Below are 17211 nucleotides of genomic sequence, written 5' to 3'. Positions count from 1 at the left end.
GCGATTGTGCCTCAGCCATGCCGCGCTGGCCGCGTGCCCGAGCAATCCCCTGCCCCGTCATGAAACGTTCATTTGCCTGTGGTCTAGTGGCTGCGTGTTCCAGCAACGACATCTAAACGTATAGACGTATAGGGGTGATGATGCAAAGCGAAACCGCGCGGCCCGATGCGCCCGCCGCCCATGCCGCCCGTGCCAACTGGCTGCGGATCCTGGCCACCGCGCCGACCGATGCGCTCGACGGCGCTTACCAGCGGCTGGCGCAAGCGCACACCCTGCCCGCCTACCGGCTGCTGCGCAAGCCGGAGTCCGGCATGGCCATGGTGCGGGGCCGCGCCGGCGGCACCGGGGCCCAGTTCAACCTTGGGGAAATCACGGTCACGCGCTGCACGGTCGTGCTGGAGGACGGCGCCGCCGACGCGGCCGCTGGCGTTGCCTACGTCCAGGGACGGAGCGAGCGCCATGCCGAGCAGGCCGCGGTGCTGGACGCGCTGCTGCAGCGTCCGGCCTGGCACCAGAGCGTGCAGGACCTGGTGCTCGCGCCGCTGGCCGACGCACACGCGGCGCGTGCCGCGCACGCCGCGGCCACGGCCGCGCAGACGCGCGTCGAGTTCTTCACCATGGTCCGCGGAGAAGACTGAGATGCACCCGGATCAACCCATGCTGTCCACGCCGGCCGCCGCGCTGCTGCCGGGCTTCAACGATCCGGTCGATGACGCCCAGCAGGTGTTCCGCGCCGCGCTGCGGGCCTTTGCCCACCCGGGCCAGCTGCAGGCGCTGCCGGCCCGCAGCGGCTTGCCCGAAGGGCTCTCGCCGGCGCTGGCCGCGCTGCTGCTGACGCTTGCCGATGCCGACTCGCCGGTCTGGCTGCCCGCCGCCGTGCCGGCCGCGGCGCGCGCATTCCTGCGCTTTCACTGCGGCTGCCGGCTGACGGAAGCGCCCGGCGCCGCGGCGTTCGTCTGCGTGCCGGCAGGTCATGCCATGCCGGCGCTCGCGGACTGCGCGCAGGGCGACCCCGCCTTCCCGGACCGTTCGGCCACGCTGCTGGTGGAAGTGGCCTCGCTCACCGACGGCGAGACCCTGACGCTGCGCGGCCCCGGCATCGAGCACACGCAAGCGCTGCGCGTGACCGGCCTGCCCGCGGGCTTTCGCACGGCCTGGCGTGCCAACAACGCCGGCTTCCCGCTCGGCGTGGACCTGCTGCTGTGCAGCGGCGACCGGTTCTGCGCACTGACGCGCACCACCATCGTGGAGGACTGACATGTACGTAGCCGTCAAAGGGGGCGAGCGCGCCATCCTCAATTCCTACCGGATGCTCGACGCCTATCGCCGCGGCGATACCGCGGTGCCGGAGCTGACGCTGGCACAGATCCGCGAGCAGATGCCGCTGGCGGTGTCGCGCGTGATGGCCGAGGGCTCGCTGTATGACCCGCACCTGGCGGCGCTGGCGCTCAAGCAGGCCGCCGGCGACCAGATCGAAGCCATCTTCCTGCTGCGCGCCTACCGCACCACGCTGGCGCGCTTCGGCTATACGCAGCCGCTCGATACCGGCGCCATGCGCCTGCAGCGGCGGATCTCCTCGACCTTCAAGGACGTGCCGGGCGGCCAGGTGCTGGGGCCCACCTACGACTACACGCAACGGCTGCTGGATTTCTCGCTCGAGATTGGCCGCGCACCTCAGCCTTTTCCCTCCGAGCAGCAGCCACTGGCCGCGACCATGCCGCGCGTGACCAGCCTGCTGGAAGCGGACGACCTGGTCGAAGCCGACGAGATCCCCGCAGGCGACCCCGCGCCGCCAGACTTGACGCGCGAGCCGCTGACCTTCCCCGCCGGCCGTGCCGCGCGCCTGCAGAACCTGGCGCGCGCCGACGAGGGCTTCCTGCTGTCGATGGGCTACTCGACCCAGCGCGGCTACGGCAACTCGCACCCGTTCGCGGCCGAGATCCGCTACGGCACGGCCGAGGTGGAGCTGTTTGTCGAAGAGCTTGGCTTCGCCGTCACCGTCGGCGAGATCGAGCTGACCGAATGCCAGATGGTGAGCCAGTTCGCCGGCAATGCCGACGAGGCGCCGCGCTTTACGCGCGGCTACGGGCTGGTGTTCGGCTACAACGAGCGCAAGGCTATGTCGATGGCGCTGGCCGACCGCGCCATGCGCGCCGAAGCGCTCGGCGAGGCCGCCGACGCGCCGGCCAATGATATCGAGTTCATGCTGTACCACAGCGACAACGTCGAGGCCTCTGGCTTCGTGCAGCATCTGAAGCTGCCGCATTACGTGGACTTCCAGGCCAACCTGGAGTTGCTGCGCCGGCTGCGCGCGGATGGCGCCGACGCGCCGGACAGCGCCATGACTGCGCCCGCGGCGGCACCGCCGCGACCTCAACAGCAACCGCAGCCACAGCCCCAAGAGGAGACGCTGGCATGAGCGCCGCCGACACCACCATGGCCGCGGGCCTTGCCCGCGACGCGCACTACAACTTCGGCTATCTCGACGAATCGACCAAGCGCATGCTGCGCCGCGCCTTGCTCAAGGCGGTGGCGATCCCGGGCTACCAGGTCCCGTTCGGCAGCCGCGAGATGCCGCTGCCGTACGGCTGGGGCACCGGCGGCATCCAGGTGACCGCCGCGATCATCGGCAAGGACGATGTGCTCAAGGTGATCGACCAGGGCTCGGACGACACCACCAACGCCATCAATATCCGCCGCTTCTTCGCCCGCGTCACCGGCGTGCCGACCACCGAGCGCACCGCCGGGGCCAGCATCATCCAGACCCGCCACCGCATTCCGGAAACGCCGCTTCGCGCGGGCCAGACCGTGGTGTTCCAGGTGCCGATTCCCGAGCCGCTGCGCTGGCTGGAGCCGAGCGAAGGCGAGACCCGCACCATGCACGCGCTGGCGGAATACGGCGCGATGCACGTCAAGCTCTACGAGGACATCGCCCGCCACGGCCACATCGCCACCACCTACGACTATCCCGTGATCGTCAACCAGCGCTACATGATGCGGCCTTCGCCGATCCCCAAGTTCGACAACCCCAAGCTGGACCGCAGCCCGGCGCTGATGCTGTTCGGCGCCGGCCGCGAAAAGCGCGTCTACGCGGTGCCGCCCTACACCACGGTCAAGAGCCTCGACTTTGCCGACCACCCCTTCACCGTGGAGTCGTGGTCCAACTGCTGCGCGCAGTGCGGCGCCACCGACAGCTACCTGGACGAGATCATCACCGACGACGCCGGCACGCGCCGGTTCGTCTGCTCGGATACCGAGTACTGCGCGGGCCGCCAGGCGGCGCAGGCCGTCGAGTCCGCTGCCGGAGATGCGCAATGAGCGCCGCGCCACTGCTGTCGGTGCGCAACCTGACGCGCACCTGGGACGGCCTGCACGGCTGCCATGACGTCAGTTTCGACCTGTACCCGGGCGAAGTGCTGTGCGTGGTGGGCGAGTCGGGCTCCGGCAAGAGCACGCTGCTGCAGGCGCTGTCGATGCAGGCACCGGCGCAGCGCGGCACGGTCAGGTACGCCATGCGCGAATCCGGCCTGACCGACCTCGCCACCTTGTCCAGCGCGCGCCTGCGGCTGCTGGCGCGCACCGACTGGGGCTTCGTGCGGCAGCATGCGCGCGACGGCCTGCGCATGCAGGTCAGCGCCGGCGCCAATATCGCCGAGCGGCTGATGGCCGTGGGCGAGCGCCACTACGGCAACTTGCGCGCAGTCGCCGGCAACTGGCTGGAGAAGATGGAGATCGACCTGGCGCGGCTGGACGACGTGCCCGGCACGTTCTCCGGCGGCATGCAGCAGCGGCTGCAGATCGCGCGCAACCTGGTCACGCACCCCCGCCTGGTGTTCATGGACGAGCCCACCGCGTCGCTCGATGTGTCGGTGCAGGCGCGGCTGCTGGACCTGCTGCGCCGCCTGGTGGCGGACCTGGACCTGGCCGCGGTGCTGGTCACGCACGACCTGGCCGTGGCCCGGCTGCTGGCGCACCGCACGCTGGTGATGCAGGGCGGACGCGTGGTCGAGCAGGGCCTGACCGACCAGATCCTCGACGATCCCCAGCATCCGTACACGCAGTTGCTGGTTTCTTCCATCCTGCAGGGCTGAGCACGATGCACGCAGAACAACCACAGAAGCTGGTCGAGGTGCGCGGCCTCGGCAAGATGTTTACGTTGCACAACCAGGGCGGCATCCGGCTGCCGGTGTTGCGCGCGATCGATTTCGATGCCGCGCGCGGCGAATGCCTGGTGCTGTCCGGACCGTCCGGCACCGGCAAGAGCACGCTGCTGCGCTGCCTGTACGGCAACTACCTCGCCACCGAAGGCAGCATCCGGTTGCGCAATACCAGCGCCGACGGCGCTCCCTGGGTCGAGCTGGTCGACGCCAGCGAACAGCGTGTGCTGCAGCTGCGCCGCGACGTGATCGGCTATGTCAGCCAGTTCCTGCGCGCGATCCCGCGCGTGGGCGCGCTCGACGTGGTGGCCGATCCGCTGCGGCAGCGCGGCGCCAGCCAGGACGAGGCGCGCACCCGCGCGGCCGAACTGCTGGCGCGGTTGAACCTGCCGCGCCGGCTGTGGGACTTGCCGCCGGCCACCTTCTCCGGCGGCGAACAGCAGCGCGTCAATATCGCGCGCGGCCTGATCGGCGGCCATCCGATCCTGCTGCTGGACGAGCCCACCGCCTCGCTGGACCCCGAAAACCGCGCCGTGGTGGTCGCGCTGATCCGCGACGCGCTGGCCGAGGGCCGCGCGCTGATCGGCATCTTCCACGACGAAGCCGTGCGCGATGCCGTCGCCACGCGCCTGCTGCCGCTGCAACCCGCCACCGCCCTCGCCTGAACCGAACCGCCCCGAACGGAGCCAGACATGCCTGCGACCTACCTGACCCACGCCACCCTGGTGCTGCCGGACCGCGTGCTGCATGACAGCGCGCTGCTGATCGAGGATGGCCGCATCGCGGCGATCGAGCCGGCGCCCGCGGCCGTGCCCGCGCACGCCGCCGTGGTTGAACTGCATGGCCACACCGTGATGCCCGGCCTGGTGGACGTGCATTGCGATGCCATCGAGAAAGAGGTGGAGCCGCGCGCCAGCGTGCTGTTTCCGCTGGACTTCGCCGTGGCGCAGGTCGACCGCCGCAACGCCGCGGCCGGCATCACCACGCCCTATCACGCGCTGTCGTTCGCCGGCAACCAGTTCGGCGTGCGCAACGTCGACACCGCGGCCACGGTGGTGCGCACGATCGCCGCCTACCGCGAACACAGCCTGGTCGACAACCGCGTCCACTGCCGCTACGAAGTGGCCGACGCCGGCGCCGTGCCAGTGCTGGAAGCGCTGATGGCAGAAGGCGTGGTCGACCTGCTCTCGGTGATGGACCACTCGCCCGGCCAGGGCCAGTTCAAGACCATGGACGCCTACCTGGCCTACATGATGGGCAACCACGGCATGAGCCGCGACGCGGCCGCGGATGCCGCCCGCAAGAAGGCCGCCGCGATGGAGGGCGCGCACGAGCGCGTCAACCGGCTGGTGGCGGCGGCGCACGCGCTGGGCATTCCCACTGCCAGCCACGACGACGACTCGCCGCAGCGCATCGCCGCCATGCATGCGCTGGGCGTGCGCATGAGCGAGTTCCCGATCAACCTGGAGACCGCGCAGGCCGCCTGCGCCCGTGCGCTGCCGACCATCCTGGGCGCGCCCAACGTGCTGCGCGGCAAGAGCCAGAGCGGATCGATGCGCGCCATCGACGCGATCCGGGCCGGCGCCGGCACCATCCTGTGCTCGGACTACCAGCCGTCCACCCTGATCGCCGCCACGTATGCCGCCGGGCGCCAGGCCGGGCTGCCGCTGAACCAGGCGCTGGCGCTGGTCACCGCCCACCCCGCCGATGCCTGCCAACTGGCCGACCGCGGCCGCCTGGCGCCGGGCCTGCGCGCCGACGTGATTGCGGTTTCCGAGGTGGCAGGCCAGCCGATGGTCACGCACACGTGGTCGGCCGGGCGGCTGGTATTTGCGGCGGGTTATCCGTCGCTGCGGCCTGCCGGCGAGGCGGCCGTGCCGCGCCGGACGGCGCTGCGCGAGGTCGCGTGACCGGCCAGCCGGAGTGCATCAACGCGGAGGTGCCGAGCGCCTGTCCTGCGTTGCGCCCGGATGCGCCGGCGGCCGGCGTCACGCCGGGTTGAACCCCAGTGCCGCGCTGACCGCGCGCGCCTCGCGCCGCACGGCGCTGCCGATGGGCCCGTCGATGGCGGGGTCGAAGCCGCCCGTGGCGCCGAGCGCGGTCAGCACCGCGCACACACGCCCGGTGTAGTCGCGCACCGGCGCCGCCACCGCGCTGATGCCGGTCAGGTTGGTGTCGCGCACCCAGGCGCAGTCGTCGGCCTGCACCGCGCGGCGCAACGCGCCGATGGGGTCGCTGGCATCGAGCTGCGCCAGCCGCGCCGGGCTGGCCGCCGCCAGCTCTTCCCTGGCCTGCGCGTGTACGCCGTTTTCATCGAGCAGGCCCAGGAACACGCGCCCGGTGGCGGACCACAGCAGCGGCATCACCGAGCCCGCGCGCACGTTCACCGTCACCGGCAGTCCTGGTTCCTCGAAGCGCATGATGGTGGGGCCCTTGTTGCCCATCACCGCGACAAAGCAGGTCACCTCCAGGGTCTCGCGCAGGCGCACCAGCGAGGCTTCGGCCAGCCGGATCGGGTCGGCCTGGCGCATCGCGGCCATGCCGATCTGCAATGCCTCGAAGCCAAGGTGGTACTGCTGCGTGCCCGGTTCCTGCGCCACCAGGCCTTCTTCCACCAGGCTGACCAGGTAGCGGTGCACCTTGGCCGGACTTTCGTCGATATGGGCGGCCAGCGCAGTCAGGCTGGCGCGTCCGCCGAGCCGGGCCAGGCCCTTCAATACGGCCATGCCGGTGACGGCCGACTGCACGCGCTGGCGCCGTTCGCGGGTGCGCGTCGTGGCGGTTTCGATGACGGGGGCAGAGGCTTTGGATCCGGGCATGGCGGGACGGAGCTACGCGAAGCGTGCGGGGGTTCACGGCGACAGCGGACGATGCCACACCGTCACGTGCGGCCTGTTCAAGGTTAACCCGCATTCAATCATTACGCAATGCGTATATGATTTACGCAAAACAGAAAACACCGGGCCAGGATCCCGGTTCATCCTTCAGGAGACAACATGCCCCGCCCCCACCTTGCCCTTGCCGTGCGCCTCGCCATCGGCGCGCTGACCCTGCCGGTGCTGGCACCGGCTCACGCCGCGGATCCCTATCCCGCCAAGCCGATCCGCTGGATCGTCCCGTACGCCGCCGGCGGCGGCTCCGATTTCCTGGCACGCACCATCGGCCAGGGCCTGTCGGCCAAGGTCGGGCAACCGGTGGTGGTGGACAACAAGCCCGGCGGCAATACCGCCATCGGCGCGGCCGAGACCGCGCGCGCCGCCGCCGACGGCTATACCGTGCTGTCTGCCGACAACGGCACGCTGGTGTTCAATCCCGTGCTGTACAAGTCGCTGTCATACCATCCCGGCAAGGACCTGGCGCCGGTGACGCTGCTGGGACGCTTCCCGATGATCCTGGTGGTGGGCGCCGCCAGCCCGGCGAAGAGCGCCAAGGAGTTCATCGCGCAGGCCAAGGCCACGCAGGGCGGCATCAACTACGGATCGGCCGGCGCGGGCAGCCCGCACCACCTGGCAATGGAACTGCTGAAGGTGGAAACCGGCCTGTCCATGACGCATGCCCCGTACCGTGGCGCCGCGCCGGCGCTGTCCGACGTGGCCGCCGGCCAGGTCGCCGCGATGATGGTCGACTACGCCGCCGGCGCCGGCTTCATCAAGGGCGGCAAGGTGCGCCCGCTGGCCGTGGCCAATGCCACCCGCCTGCCGCAGCTGCCCGACGTGCCGACCTTCGCCGAGCTGGGCTTTCCGCGCGTCGAAGCCGCCGCGCTGGTCGGCATGGTGGTGCCGGCCGGCACCCCGCCGGAGGTGATCAACACGCTGAACAAGGACGTGGTCGCGGCCATCCGCGAGCCGGCGGTCAACAAGCGGCTGGTGGACTTTGGCGTCGAGCCCGTGGGCAACACGCCGGCGCAGTTCAGCGAGCTGCTGCGCAGCGAGTCCGGCCGCTGGACCAAGCTGATTCGCGACCTGAAGATCACGCTGGACAACTGAGTCCGGCCGCAACACCGCTGGCCGTCCGGCGCGCCCGGGCGGCAGCGTTTTTTGCCAGGCTTCGAAGTCTGCCAGGAGTACGTAGCATGACCACCCCCTCGCCCGGCGCCGCACGCGGCTGCCCGATCGACCACAGTATGCTCACCGCGCCCAACGGCTGCCCGGTCAGCCACAACGCGGCGCAGTTCGACCCCTTCGGCGACGGCTACCAGCAGGATCCGCCCGAATACGTGCGCTGGTCGCGCGAGCAGGAGCCGGTGTTCTACAGCCCGCAGCTGGGCTACTGGGTGGTCACGCGCTACGACGACATCAAGGCCATCTTCCGCGACAACCTGACCTTCAGCCCGTCGATTGCGCTTGAGAAGATCACGCCCACCGGCGACGAGGCCAACGCCGTGCTGGCCAGTTATGGCTACGCCATGAACCGCACGCTGGTCAACGAGGACGAGCCCGCCCACATGCCGCGCCGGCGTGCGCTGATGGCGCCGTTCACGCCTGCCGAACTGGCGCACCACGAGCCGCTGGTGCGGCGCCTCACGCGCGAGTATGTCGACCGCTTTATCGACGATGGCCGCGCCGACCTGGTCGACCAGATGCTGTGGGAGGTGCCGCTGACGGTGGCGCTGCACTTCCTGGGCGTTCCCGAAGAAGACATGGACCTGCTGCGGCAGTACTCCATCGCCCATACCGTCAATACCTGGGGCCGGCCGAAGCCGGAGGAACAGGTCGCGGTGGCGCACGCCGTGGGCAACTTCTGGCAGCTGGCCGGCCGCATCCTCGACAAGATGCGCGAAGACCCGTCCGGCCCCGGCTGGATGCAGTACGGGCTGCGCAAGCAGAAGGAGCTGCCCGAGGTGGTGACGGACTCCTACCTGCATTCGATGATGATGGCGGGCATCGTCGCCGCGCACGAGACCACCGCCAATGCCTCGGCCAACGCCATCAAGCTGTTGCTGCAGCATCCCGACGCGTGGCGCGAGCTCTGCGAAGACCCGGCGCTGATCCCCAATGCGGTCGAGGAGTGCCTGCGGCACAACGGCTCTGTCGCGGCGTGGCGCAGGCTGGTCACGCGCGACGCCGAAGTCGGCGGCATCCGCCTGCCGGCGGGCAGCAAGCTATTGATCGTGACCTCGTCGGCCAACCATGACGAGCGCCATTTCGCCGATGCCGACCTGTTCGACATCCGCCGCGACAACGCCAGCGAGCAGCTGACGTTCGGCTACGGCTCGCACCAGTGCATGGGCAAGAACCTGGCGCGCATGGAAATGCAGGTCTTCCTGGAAGAGTTGACGCGCAGGCTGCCGCATATGCGGCTGGCCGAGCAGACCTTCACCTACGTGCCCAACACCTCGTTCCGCGGCCCGGAGCACCTGCTGGTGGAATGGGATCCCGCGCAGAACCCCGAGCGCCGCGACCCCGCCCTGCTGGCAGTGCGCCAGCCGGTGCGCATCGGCGAGCCGTCGGCGCACACCATCGCCCGCACGGTGGTGGTCGAGCGCGCCACGCCCGCCGCCGACGGCGTGCTCCGGCTGCGGCTGGCCGCGCCGGACGGCAAGCCGCTGCCGCGCTGGGCGCCGGGCTCGCATATCGACGTGGAATGCGGCGACACCGGGCTGTCGCGCCAGTATTCGCTGTGCGGGGATCCGGACGACGCCGCGGCGCTGGAGATCGCGGTACTGCGCGATCCCGCCAGCCGCGGGGGCTCCGCCTGGGTCCACGACCACGTCAGGGCCGGCGACCGCCTGCGCATCCGCGGACCGCGCAACCATTTCCGCTTCGACGAACAATGCCGGCGGGCCATCTTCATCGCCGGCGGCATCGGCATCACGCCGGTGAGCGCGATGGCGCGCCGTGCCCGCGCGCTTGGCATCGACTACACCTTCCATTACTGCGGGCGTTCACGCCAGGCCATGGCCATGCTGGACGAACTGCAGGCGCTGCACGGCGCGCGCCTGCATGTCCATGCCAGTAACGAAGGCCGGCGTGCCAACTTCGGCAAGCTGCTGGGGCAGCCTGACGCGGACACCCAGATCTATGCCTGCGGCCCGCAGCGGCTGCTGGATGCGCTGGCCGAATGCTGCATGGCGTGGCCGGCGGACGCGCTGCGCGTGGAGCATTTCGTCTCGCGGCTGGGCTCCCTGGATGCGTCGAAGGAACAGGCCTTCACCGTGGAGCTGAAGGATTCCGGCCTGGTGCTGGAAGTGCCGGCGGGGCAGACGCTGCTGGGCGCGCTGCGCGGCGCCAATATCGACGTGCAGAGCGACTGCGAGGAAGGCCTGTGCGGCTCATGCGAGGTGCGCGTGCTGGCCGGCCAGGTCGACCACCGCGACGTGGTGCTGACGCGCGCCGAGCGCGACGCCAACCACCGCATGATGGCGTGCTGCTCGCGCGCCTGTGGCGGCGGCCGCCTGGTGCTGGAACTCTGAGCGCGCCGGCCTCAGGCCGTGGCGTTGAAGGCGTCGTGGTAACTCGCCGTGGTAACTGACGGTTCCGACCAGGCAGGCGCCGTCGAACGCCAGCGCCTGGAAGGACTCCGGCGGCACGCCGGCTGATCAAGCCGCGAGTCTAACGCTGCCATGCCAGACCAGGCCCGCCACGGCAAGCCCACGTTGCGGCGTAGGACAACGCCTGACAACGGCCACAAGGACACAGGGCTAAAGTAGCAGCGCAACCGCCGCCCCCGTACTGTCTGCGTCATGCCCCCTGACCCCGCCGCCGTCCACGCCGTTCCCGTCCCCGCTCTCTGCCGCTGGCGCCGCACCGCCGTCCACCTGTCGTTGCTGGCCACGACACTTGCTCTTCCCGCCACACCATCCGCCACACAAGCCGCCACACAGGCCGCGACCGTGGCCGCGCCGCCGCTGTCCGAGCTGGCCACGCTGCTGCTGGGCACCGTGCGCGGCAAGCCGACCGGCATGCACGGCGTCACCCGCCTGACCACCGGCGACGCCGACCGGCAACTGCGCCTGGCCTGCCAGGAGCTGATGCGCGCCGGCCCGGTCGATCTCGACGACACCACGCGCTTTGACGGCTGCGTGGCGCGGCCGGGCAAGATCGTCGACTTTCACCTGAAGGTCTCCGGCATCGATGCGAGCCGCGACGATACCCGTGATTTCATGGCCACCGCCAAGCCCATCCTGGAGCGTGGCATCTGCCGCAACCCGGATGTGCCGGTGCTGGGCAAGCTCGGAATCCGGCTGCGCTATCACTATGCGGCCGGACAGAAGCCGCTGGTGTTGCTCGACATCCCGCCCGACCAGTGCCGCGGCAAGTGAGCCGGCGGACTCAGCCCGCTCGCCCGGTCCCCAGTACCTCTTCGCATACCGCGAGCCACGCCCGCGCGGCGTGCGACAGGTAGCGCCCCGGCGACCAGATATGGGCCATGGTCCAGTCCACCGCGGGTTCGGTCAGGCGCGCCATGGCCAGCGTGTCCTGCGCCTGCAGGCGCTCGGCCAGCGGCTGGGGCAGGAAGGTGGTGCCCAGCCCCGCCGCCGCCATCGACGCCAGGAAGTCCCAGTGCCCGCTGCGCGCCACCACGCGCGGCTCGATGCGGGCTTCCAGAAAGGCCTGCCGCAGCTTGCGCGTCAGCGAAAAATCTTCGGTCAGCATCACCAGCGGCTCGTCGCGCAGCGCCGCCAGCGACACGGTGCGCCCGCGCGCCCAGGCCGCCTTGCGCGGCCCCACCGCCCAGATCGGATAGCGGCCGAACTGGCGCGTTTCCAGCGACAGGCCGCTGTCTCCGGGCAGCACGGTGGCGCCCACCTCGAGCTCGCCGCTGGCCACCAGTTGTTCCACCACCTGCCCGCCGTGCTCGTCCAGCGTCAGTGACAGGTTGGGATAGCGCTGCCGGAACGCGCTGACCGCCGGCGAGAAAAACAGGTTGACCATCGGCGGGATGCCGACCGTCAACTGCCCCCGCCCCAGCGAAGACAGGTCGGAGACCTCCAGCGTCAGCCGGTGCACCACGCCCAGCGCCTCCTGGCCGCGCTCGTACACCACGCGGCCCACATCGGTCAGGCGCACGCTCTTGCCTTCGCGGATCAGCAGCGGCTGGCCGATTTCATCCTCGAGTTGCCGGACCATCTTGCTGATGGTGGACTGGGTCACGAACAGCGACGAGGCGGCCTGGGTAAAGCTGCGCAGCCGCGCAGTCTCGACGAAATAACGCAGTGCGCGGATATCGATGGGCATGTTGGCGTGGAGGGCGGGCCCGCCGCTCCATGAATAACGCGAATGGGAAAGCCAATATTAAATCATGAATGGAATGCGAAAGGGGGCGCTACACTTCGCTCCCAACATGCCGCCCCTGCCCAAACCGCGCCCCCAATGAAGCGCGGAGCGGCAGGCGGCGGCACGCGCCCCCAACCTTCCCTTCAAGACCCCGCTCCATGGCTAGCTGGCCGAATGCACGACAGTGGCTGTTTTCGCTGAAGGCATTCGCTGCCGCCATGCTCGCGCTTTACCTTGCGCTGGCGCTGGGCCTGGCGCGGCCGTACTGGGCGATGGCGACGGTGTACTTCGTCTCGCATCCGCTCACCGGCGCGACCCGCTCGAAGGCGGCGTACCGCGTCGCCGGCACGGTGCTGGGCGCCACCGCGGCGGTGGCGACGGTGCCGCAGCTGGTCAACATGCCGCTCGTGCTGATGGGCGCGATCGCGCTGTGGATCAGCGTGCTGGTGTACCTCTCGCTGCTGCAGCGCACGCCGCGCAGCTACGTGTGCCTGCTGGCCGCCTACACGCTGCCGATCGTGGCCTTGCCCGCGGTCAGCCAGCCGGCGCAGATCTTCGACATCGCCGTGGCACGGATCGAGGAGATCGTGATCGGCATCGTCTGCGCCGGGCTGGTGGGCTCGGTGGTGTTTCCGGCCAGGGTCGCCCCCGCGCTGCGGGCGCGCGCCGCCACGTGGCTGGCCGACGCCGCGGCCTGGGCCGCCGACATCCTCGGCGGCAGCCCGCGCGCCGATCACAGCCGCCACCGGCTTGCCGCCGACATTCTGCAACTTGACCAGCTGATCAGCCAGCTGGCCTATGACACCGAAGGCAGCTACACGCTGCGCCATGCGCGCGCGCTGCGCCGGCGCATGACCATGCTGATGCCGCTGCTGTCGTCGCTCGAGAGCGTGCTGCAGGCGCTGCGCGGCCACGCCGACGGCATCCCGCCCGAGCTGCGCGAAGCGCTGGCGGCGACGGCGGCATGGCTCGGCAGCGATGCGGCCACGGCCCCTCCCGCGGCCCTCGAAGGCTGCGGGGTCCCGTCCCGCCCCGGCGCGCGCGGCTGGCATGACGGACTTGCCGCCACGGCAGCCGACCAGCTGCAGCGCCTGTGCGCGCTGTACGCCGAATGCCGCGCGCTGCAGCAAGGCATCGGCGACCGCAGCGCCGGCACGCCGCCGGCCCTTGGAGAATCCGGGCCGGAAGCGGCCGGCCACCACCATGACCACGGCATGCTGCTGTTCGGCGCGGTGTCCAGCGGACTCGCGGTGTTCTGCGCGGGGCTGCTGTGGATCTTCTCGGGCTGGGAGGACGGCGCCGGGGCGGTAGTCGTGGCGTCGATCGCCTGCTGCTTCTTTGCCGCCGTCGACGAGCCGCGGCGCATGGCCGGCGCCTTCGCGCGCTGGAGCGCGGTGTGCCTGGCAATCTCGTCCGGCTACCTGTTCCTGGTGGTGCCGCATGCGCACACCTTTGAAGCGCTGGCGGCGATGCTGGCGCTGCCCTATCTAGGCATCGGCCTGCTGGTGGCGCGGCCGGGGTTCCAGCTGATCGCGATGCTGCTGTCGGTCAACACCGCCGCGTTCGCCAACGTGCAGGCTGTGTTCGACGCGGATTTCCTCGCCATCTTCAATACCTGCCTGGCCAGCGCCGCGGCCATGTTGTTCGCGCCGCTCTGGTCGGTGGCGACACGCCCGTTCGGCGCCCGCGCGGCAGCGCGCCGGCTGGTGCGCGCCAGCTGGCGCGACCTGGCGCAGGCCGCCACGTTGCGTGCCGCCGATGGCGATGCGCGGCTGGGCGCGCGCATGCTGGACCGGCTGGGGCAACTGGTGCCGCGCCTGGGCGCGGCCGGCGACGCTTTGTCCGCGGACGGCTTCCATGCGCTGCAGGTCGGCTATTGCGCGCTGGCACTGCGCAGGGCGCTGCCGGACTTGCCGCAGCCAGCGCGCAAGCCGGTGCGCCGCGTGCTGGCCGCGCTGGCGCGGCATTTCCGCGCGCAACTGCGCGCGGGCCATCGCGTCCCGGTGTCAGCACGCCTGGCCGCCGCCGTGGACGACGCCATGGCGTCCATGGCGGCCAGCGGCCCCACCGGCCAGCGCGGCACGCTGGGCGCGCTGGTGGTGTTGCGGGTCACGCTGCTGCCCGCCCTCGCCATGACCCCGTCCCGCTGATCCCCAGGCCTGCGCGCTGCTCCCCATGCTTAGTGAAATCGACCTCTACGGCGTATTCGTGCCCGGTGTGCTGGTGCTGGCCGTGCTGGCCTTTGCCGTGGCCACGGCCGTGCGCATCGTGCTGGCCGCGCTGGGTTGCTACCGGCACATCTGGCATCGCTCGCTGTTCAACCTTTCCCTCTATGTGATCGTCCTGGGCGCCGTGGCCGCCGTTTTTGCCGCGGTGCCAGGACTGCCGTCATGACCTTCCGACTCCGACCCTTGCTTCCCGTGCTGCCGACGCTGATGGCCGCCATCGCCGCACTGCTGGTGCTGCGCCACCTGTGGGACTACTACACCGCCGCGCCCTGGACCCGCGACGGCCACGTGCGTGCCGACATCGTCCAGGTGGCGCCCGACGTATCGGGCCTGGTCACGCGCGTGGTGGCGCGCGACAACCAGTACGTCCAGGCCGGCGAGCTGCTGTTCGAGATCGACCGCGACCGCTACGCGCTCGCCCTGGAGCAGGCGCTGGCGACGCTGGCGACCCAGCGTGCCGCGCTGGCGCAGGCACGGCGCGAGGCCGCACGCAACCACAGCCTGGACGGCGTGGTCGCCGCCGAAGTCGCGGAGCAAGGGCGTGCGCGCGTCGAGCAGGGCCAGGCCGCGCTGGCGCAGGCCGAAGCCGCGGTGCGGCTGGCCCGGCTGAACCTGCAACGCACCAGCGTGCGCAGCCCGGTGGCGGGCTACCTCAACGACCGGCTGCCGCGGCTGGGCGACTACGTGTCAACCGGGCGACCGGTGCTGTCGATGGTCGACGCCGGCTCCTTCCACGTGGAAGGCTATTTCGAGGAAACCAAGCTGCACCGCATCCACGTCGGCAACCCCGTGGACGTGCATATCATGGGCGAGCCCCGCCGCCTGCGCGGCCATGTCCAGAGCATCGCCGCCGGCATTGAGGACCGCGACCGCAGCGCGGGTTCCAACCTGCTGCCCAACGTCAATCCCACTTTCAACTGGGTACGGCTGGCCCAGCGCGTGCCGGTGCGCATCGCGCTGGAAGACGTGCCGGCCGACGTGCGCCTGGTCTCGGGCCGCACCGCTACGGTGGCCGTGCGCGAGCCGGCTCCCGACCCTGGCGCCGCGCGGCGCACGGGGCCGCGATCGTGAGGCCGCGCAGCGCCTGGGCGGCATGCCTGTGCGCCTACCTGAGTGCCTGCACGACAGTGGGACCGGACTATCGCGTGCCCGATCGCGCGGCGGTGCGCGATGCCGTGGCCAATGGCCCGCTGCAAGGTGCGCAGGCACCGCACGTCGCGATCGCGCCCGTGCCCGATGACTGGTGGCGCCTCTATGACGACGAACGGCTCGACCGGCTGATCACGAAGGCGCTGGCGGCAAACACCGACATCCGCGCCGCCAGCGCCAACCTGCGCCGCGCGCTGGCGCTGCTGCACGAAGTGGAATCCGAAAACCTGCCGCAGGGCAGCGCCGGCGCCAGCGTTGCGCGCGCGCAGCTGTCGGGCGAGAGCTTCTTGCAGCAGGCCCAGCCGCCGGTGTTCAACCTGGGCGACCTGGGCCTCGGCGCCTCGTATCTGATCGACTTCTTCGGCAAGCTGGCGCGCGCCGACGAGGCCGCGCTGGCCGGCGCGCAGGCCAGCGAGGCGACGCTCGACATGGTGCGCGTCGCCGTGGCCGCGCAAACCGTGCGCGCCTACGTGCAAGGCTGCGCCGCGACGCACGCGCTGCACGCCGCGGGGCAACAGCTGGCAGTGCAGCAGCGCACGCTGGACGCCACCCGCCGCTTGCTTGCCGCGGGCCGCGCCGAGCCTGCCGAGGTGGCGCGCGAGCGTGCCCGCACTGAAGCGCTGCGCGCCACGCTGCCCCCGCTGCAAGCCGCGCGCAGCGCCGCGCGCTACCGGCTGGCGCTGTTGCTGGGCCAGGCGCCGGCGACGCTGCCGGATGCCGACGTCGCCTGCGATGCCGAGCCCGCGCTGCGCGCGCCACTGCCGGTTGGCGACGGCGCCGCGCTGCTGCGCCGGCGGCCCGATGTGCGCCAGGCCGAGCGGGAACTCGCTGCGGCCACCGCTCGCATCGGCGTGGCCACGGCAGACCTGTATCCGTCGATCCGCATCGGCGCCAGCGCCGGACTGACCGGCGTGCTCAGCCATCTGGGCAGCGGGCCCACGGCACGCTGGAGCCTGGGACCACTGGTGAGCTGGAGCTGGCCCACCAACGGCGTGCGGCATCGCATCCACGGCCTGGAAGCCGCCGCCGATGCCGCGCTGGCGCGCTTTGACGGCGTGGTGCTGCGCGCCCTGCAGGAGACCGAGACCGCGCTGTCGGCCTACTCGCGCGAACGGGAACGCCACGCGGCGCTGCACGCCGCCAGCGAGCACGCCACGCAGGTTGCGCAGCAGCAGCGCCGGCTGTGGCAGGCAGGGCGCGTGCCCTGGCTGGCGCATCTCGACGCCGAGCGCGACCTCGCCGCCGCACAGGCTGCCCTGGCGGCTTCAGCGGGCGAGGTTGCCGGGCGGCAGGTCGACGTGTTCCTGGCCCTGGGGGGCGGCTGGCAGACCGCCCGCAGGCTAGCTGTCGTCCCCGGGACGATGGATGAAAAAAACGACTGAATAGTGGACAGTTAAATCATCACGGGAATAGTTTCACTGACCTAAACTTCGTCCCCGTGCTGCGCAAATCTCCACGCGG

At 70.9% G+C, this 17211-nt stretch carries 16 protein-coding genes; 14 read left to right on the top strand and 2 right to left on the bottom strand.

Annotated features, from left to right (window positions below; translation table 11 throughout):
- Positions 1-137: 137 nt before the first annotated feature.
- The 7 genes from phnG to RALTA_RS21335 are packed head-to-tail and all read left to right on the top strand — an operon-like array spanning position 138 to position 6067.
- On the top strand, positions 138-638 hold the full coding sequence (gene phnG, locus RALTA_RS21365) for a phosphonate C-P lyase system protein PhnG (RefSeq protein ID WP_041232548.1): 501 nt from the start codon (positions 138-140) through the stop codon (positions 636-638).
- A 1-nt stretch (position 639) separates the two neighbouring features.
- Complete coding sequence (gene phnH / locus RALTA_RS21360) at positions 640-1257, top strand: phosphonate C-P lyase system protein PhnH (protein WP_041232547.1); 618 nt, start codon at positions 640-642, stop codon at positions 1255-1257.
- A gap of 1 nt (position 1258) precedes the next feature.
- A complete protein-coding gene (locus RALTA_RS21355; protein ID WP_012356010.1) occupies positions 1259-2419 on the top strand; it encodes a carbon-phosphorus lyase complex subunit PhnI in 1161 nt (386 codons plus the stop codon).
- Positions 2416-3318 (top strand): alpha-D-ribose 1-methylphosphonate 5-phosphate C-P-lyase PhnJ, encoded by a 903-nt coding sequence (locus tag RALTA_RS21350; protein WP_012356009.1) that lies wholly within the window; start codon positions 2416-2418, stop codon positions 3316-3318. The genes RALTA_RS21355 and RALTA_RS21350 overlap by 4 nt, the downstream gene beginning before the upstream one ends.
- Complete coding sequence (gene phnK, locus RALTA_RS21345; protein ID WP_012356008.1) at positions 3315-4091, top strand: phosphonate C-P lyase system protein PhnK; 777 nt, start codon at positions 3315-3317, stop codon at positions 4089-4091. The genes RALTA_RS21350 and phnK overlap by 4 nt, the downstream gene beginning before the upstream one ends.
- A 5-nt stretch (positions 4092-4096) precedes the next feature.
- Positions 4097-4822 carry a phosphonate C-P lyase system protein PhnL gene (gene phnL / locus RALTA_RS21340; protein ID WP_012356007.1) on the top strand — a complete coding sequence of 242 codons (726 nt, stop codon included), beginning with the start codon at positions 4097-4099 and terminating at the stop codon, positions 4820-4822.
- 27 nt (positions 4823-4849) lie between these two features.
- Positions 4850-6067, top strand: a complete 1218-nt coding sequence (locus RALTA_RS21335) for an alpha-D-ribose 1-methylphosphonate 5-triphosphate diphosphatase (RefSeq protein WP_012356006.1) — start codon at positions 4850-4852, stop codon at positions 6065-6067.
- Positions 6068-6145: 78 nt separating this feature from the next.
- On the opposite strand, the gene RALTA_RS21330 is transcribed toward RALTA_RS21335, so the two are convergent.
- Complete coding sequence (locus tag RALTA_RS21330; RefSeq protein ID WP_012356005.1) at positions 6146-6976, bottom strand: IclR family transcriptional regulator; 831 nt, start codon at positions 6974-6976, stop codon at positions 6146-6148.
- A gap of 177 nt (positions 6977-7153) precedes the next feature.
- Here RALTA_RS21330 and RALTA_RS21325 point away from each other — a divergent pair, with 177 nt between their 5' ends.
- From RALTA_RS21325 to RALTA_RS21315, 3 genes are all read left to right on the top strand, one after another.
- Positions 7154-8143 carry a Bug family tripartite tricarboxylate transporter substrate binding protein gene (locus tag RALTA_RS21325; RefSeq protein ID WP_012356004.1) on the top strand — a complete coding sequence of 330 codons (990 nt, stop codon included), beginning with the start codon at positions 7154-7156 and terminating at the stop codon, positions 8141-8143.
- 86 nt (positions 8144-8229) lie between these two features.
- Entirely contained in the window at positions 8230-10569 is a 2340-nt protein-coding gene (locus RALTA_RS21320; protein ID WP_012356003.1) for a cytochrome P450/oxidoreductase, read from the top strand.
- A 270-nt stretch (positions 10570-10839) separates the two neighbouring features.
- On the top strand, positions 10840-11418 hold the full coding sequence (locus RALTA_RS21315; protein WP_012356002.1) for a hypothetical protein: 579 nt from the start codon (positions 10840-10842) through the stop codon (positions 11416-11418).
- 10 nt (positions 11419-11428) lie between these two features.
- Here the strand turns inward: RALTA_RS21315 and RALTA_RS21310 are convergent, their stop codons facing one another.
- Positions 11429-12334 carry a LysR family transcriptional regulator gene (locus RALTA_RS21310; RefSeq protein ID WP_012356001.1) on the bottom strand — a complete coding sequence of 302 codons (906 nt, stop codon included), beginning with the start codon at positions 12332-12334 and terminating at the stop codon, positions 11429-11431.
- A gap of 197 nt (positions 12335-12531) precedes the next feature.
- Here RALTA_RS21310 and RALTA_RS21305 point away from each other — a divergent pair, with 197 nt between their 5' ends.
- Genes RALTA_RS21305 through RALTA_RS21290 form a run of 4 tightly spaced genes read left to right on the top strand, consistent with a single transcriptional unit; the run spans position 12532 to position 17132 of the window.
- Positions 12532-14523: an FUSC family protein gene (locus RALTA_RS21305; protein WP_012356000.1), complete on the top strand. Its 1992-nt coding sequence runs from the start codon at positions 12532-12534 to the stop codon at positions 14521-14523.
- 25 nt (positions 14524-14548) lie between these two features.
- Positions 14549-14767, top strand: a complete 219-nt coding sequence (locus tag RALTA_RS21300) for a DUF1656 domain-containing protein (protein WP_012355999.1) — start codon at positions 14549-14551, stop codon at positions 14765-14767.
- The gene (locus RALTA_RS21295) at positions 14764-15672 is read left to right on the top strand and encodes an efflux RND transporter periplasmic adaptor subunit (protein ID WP_012355998.1); all 909 of its coding nucleotides are present in this window, start codon (positions 14764-14766) and stop codon (positions 15670-15672) included. The genes RALTA_RS21300 and RALTA_RS21295 overlap by 4 nt, the downstream gene beginning before the upstream one ends.
- A complete protein-coding gene (locus RALTA_RS21290; protein ID WP_012355997.1) occupies positions 15669-17132 on the top strand; it encodes an efflux transporter outer membrane subunit in 1464 nt (487 codons plus the stop codon). The genes RALTA_RS21295 and RALTA_RS21290 overlap by 4 nt, the downstream gene beginning before the upstream one ends.
- The last annotated feature ends 79 nt before the right edge of the window (positions 17133-17211 follow it).

The organism is Cupriavidus taiwanensis LMG 19424 (genome assembly GCF_000069785.1).
Taxonomy (GTDB): Bacteria; Pseudomonadota; Gammaproteobacteria; order Burkholderiales; family Burkholderiaceae; genus Cupriavidus; species Cupriavidus taiwanensis.
The sequence above is the reverse complement of the archived record's forward strand: the minus strand, read 5'-3'. Positions and strand labels throughout refer to the sequence as shown.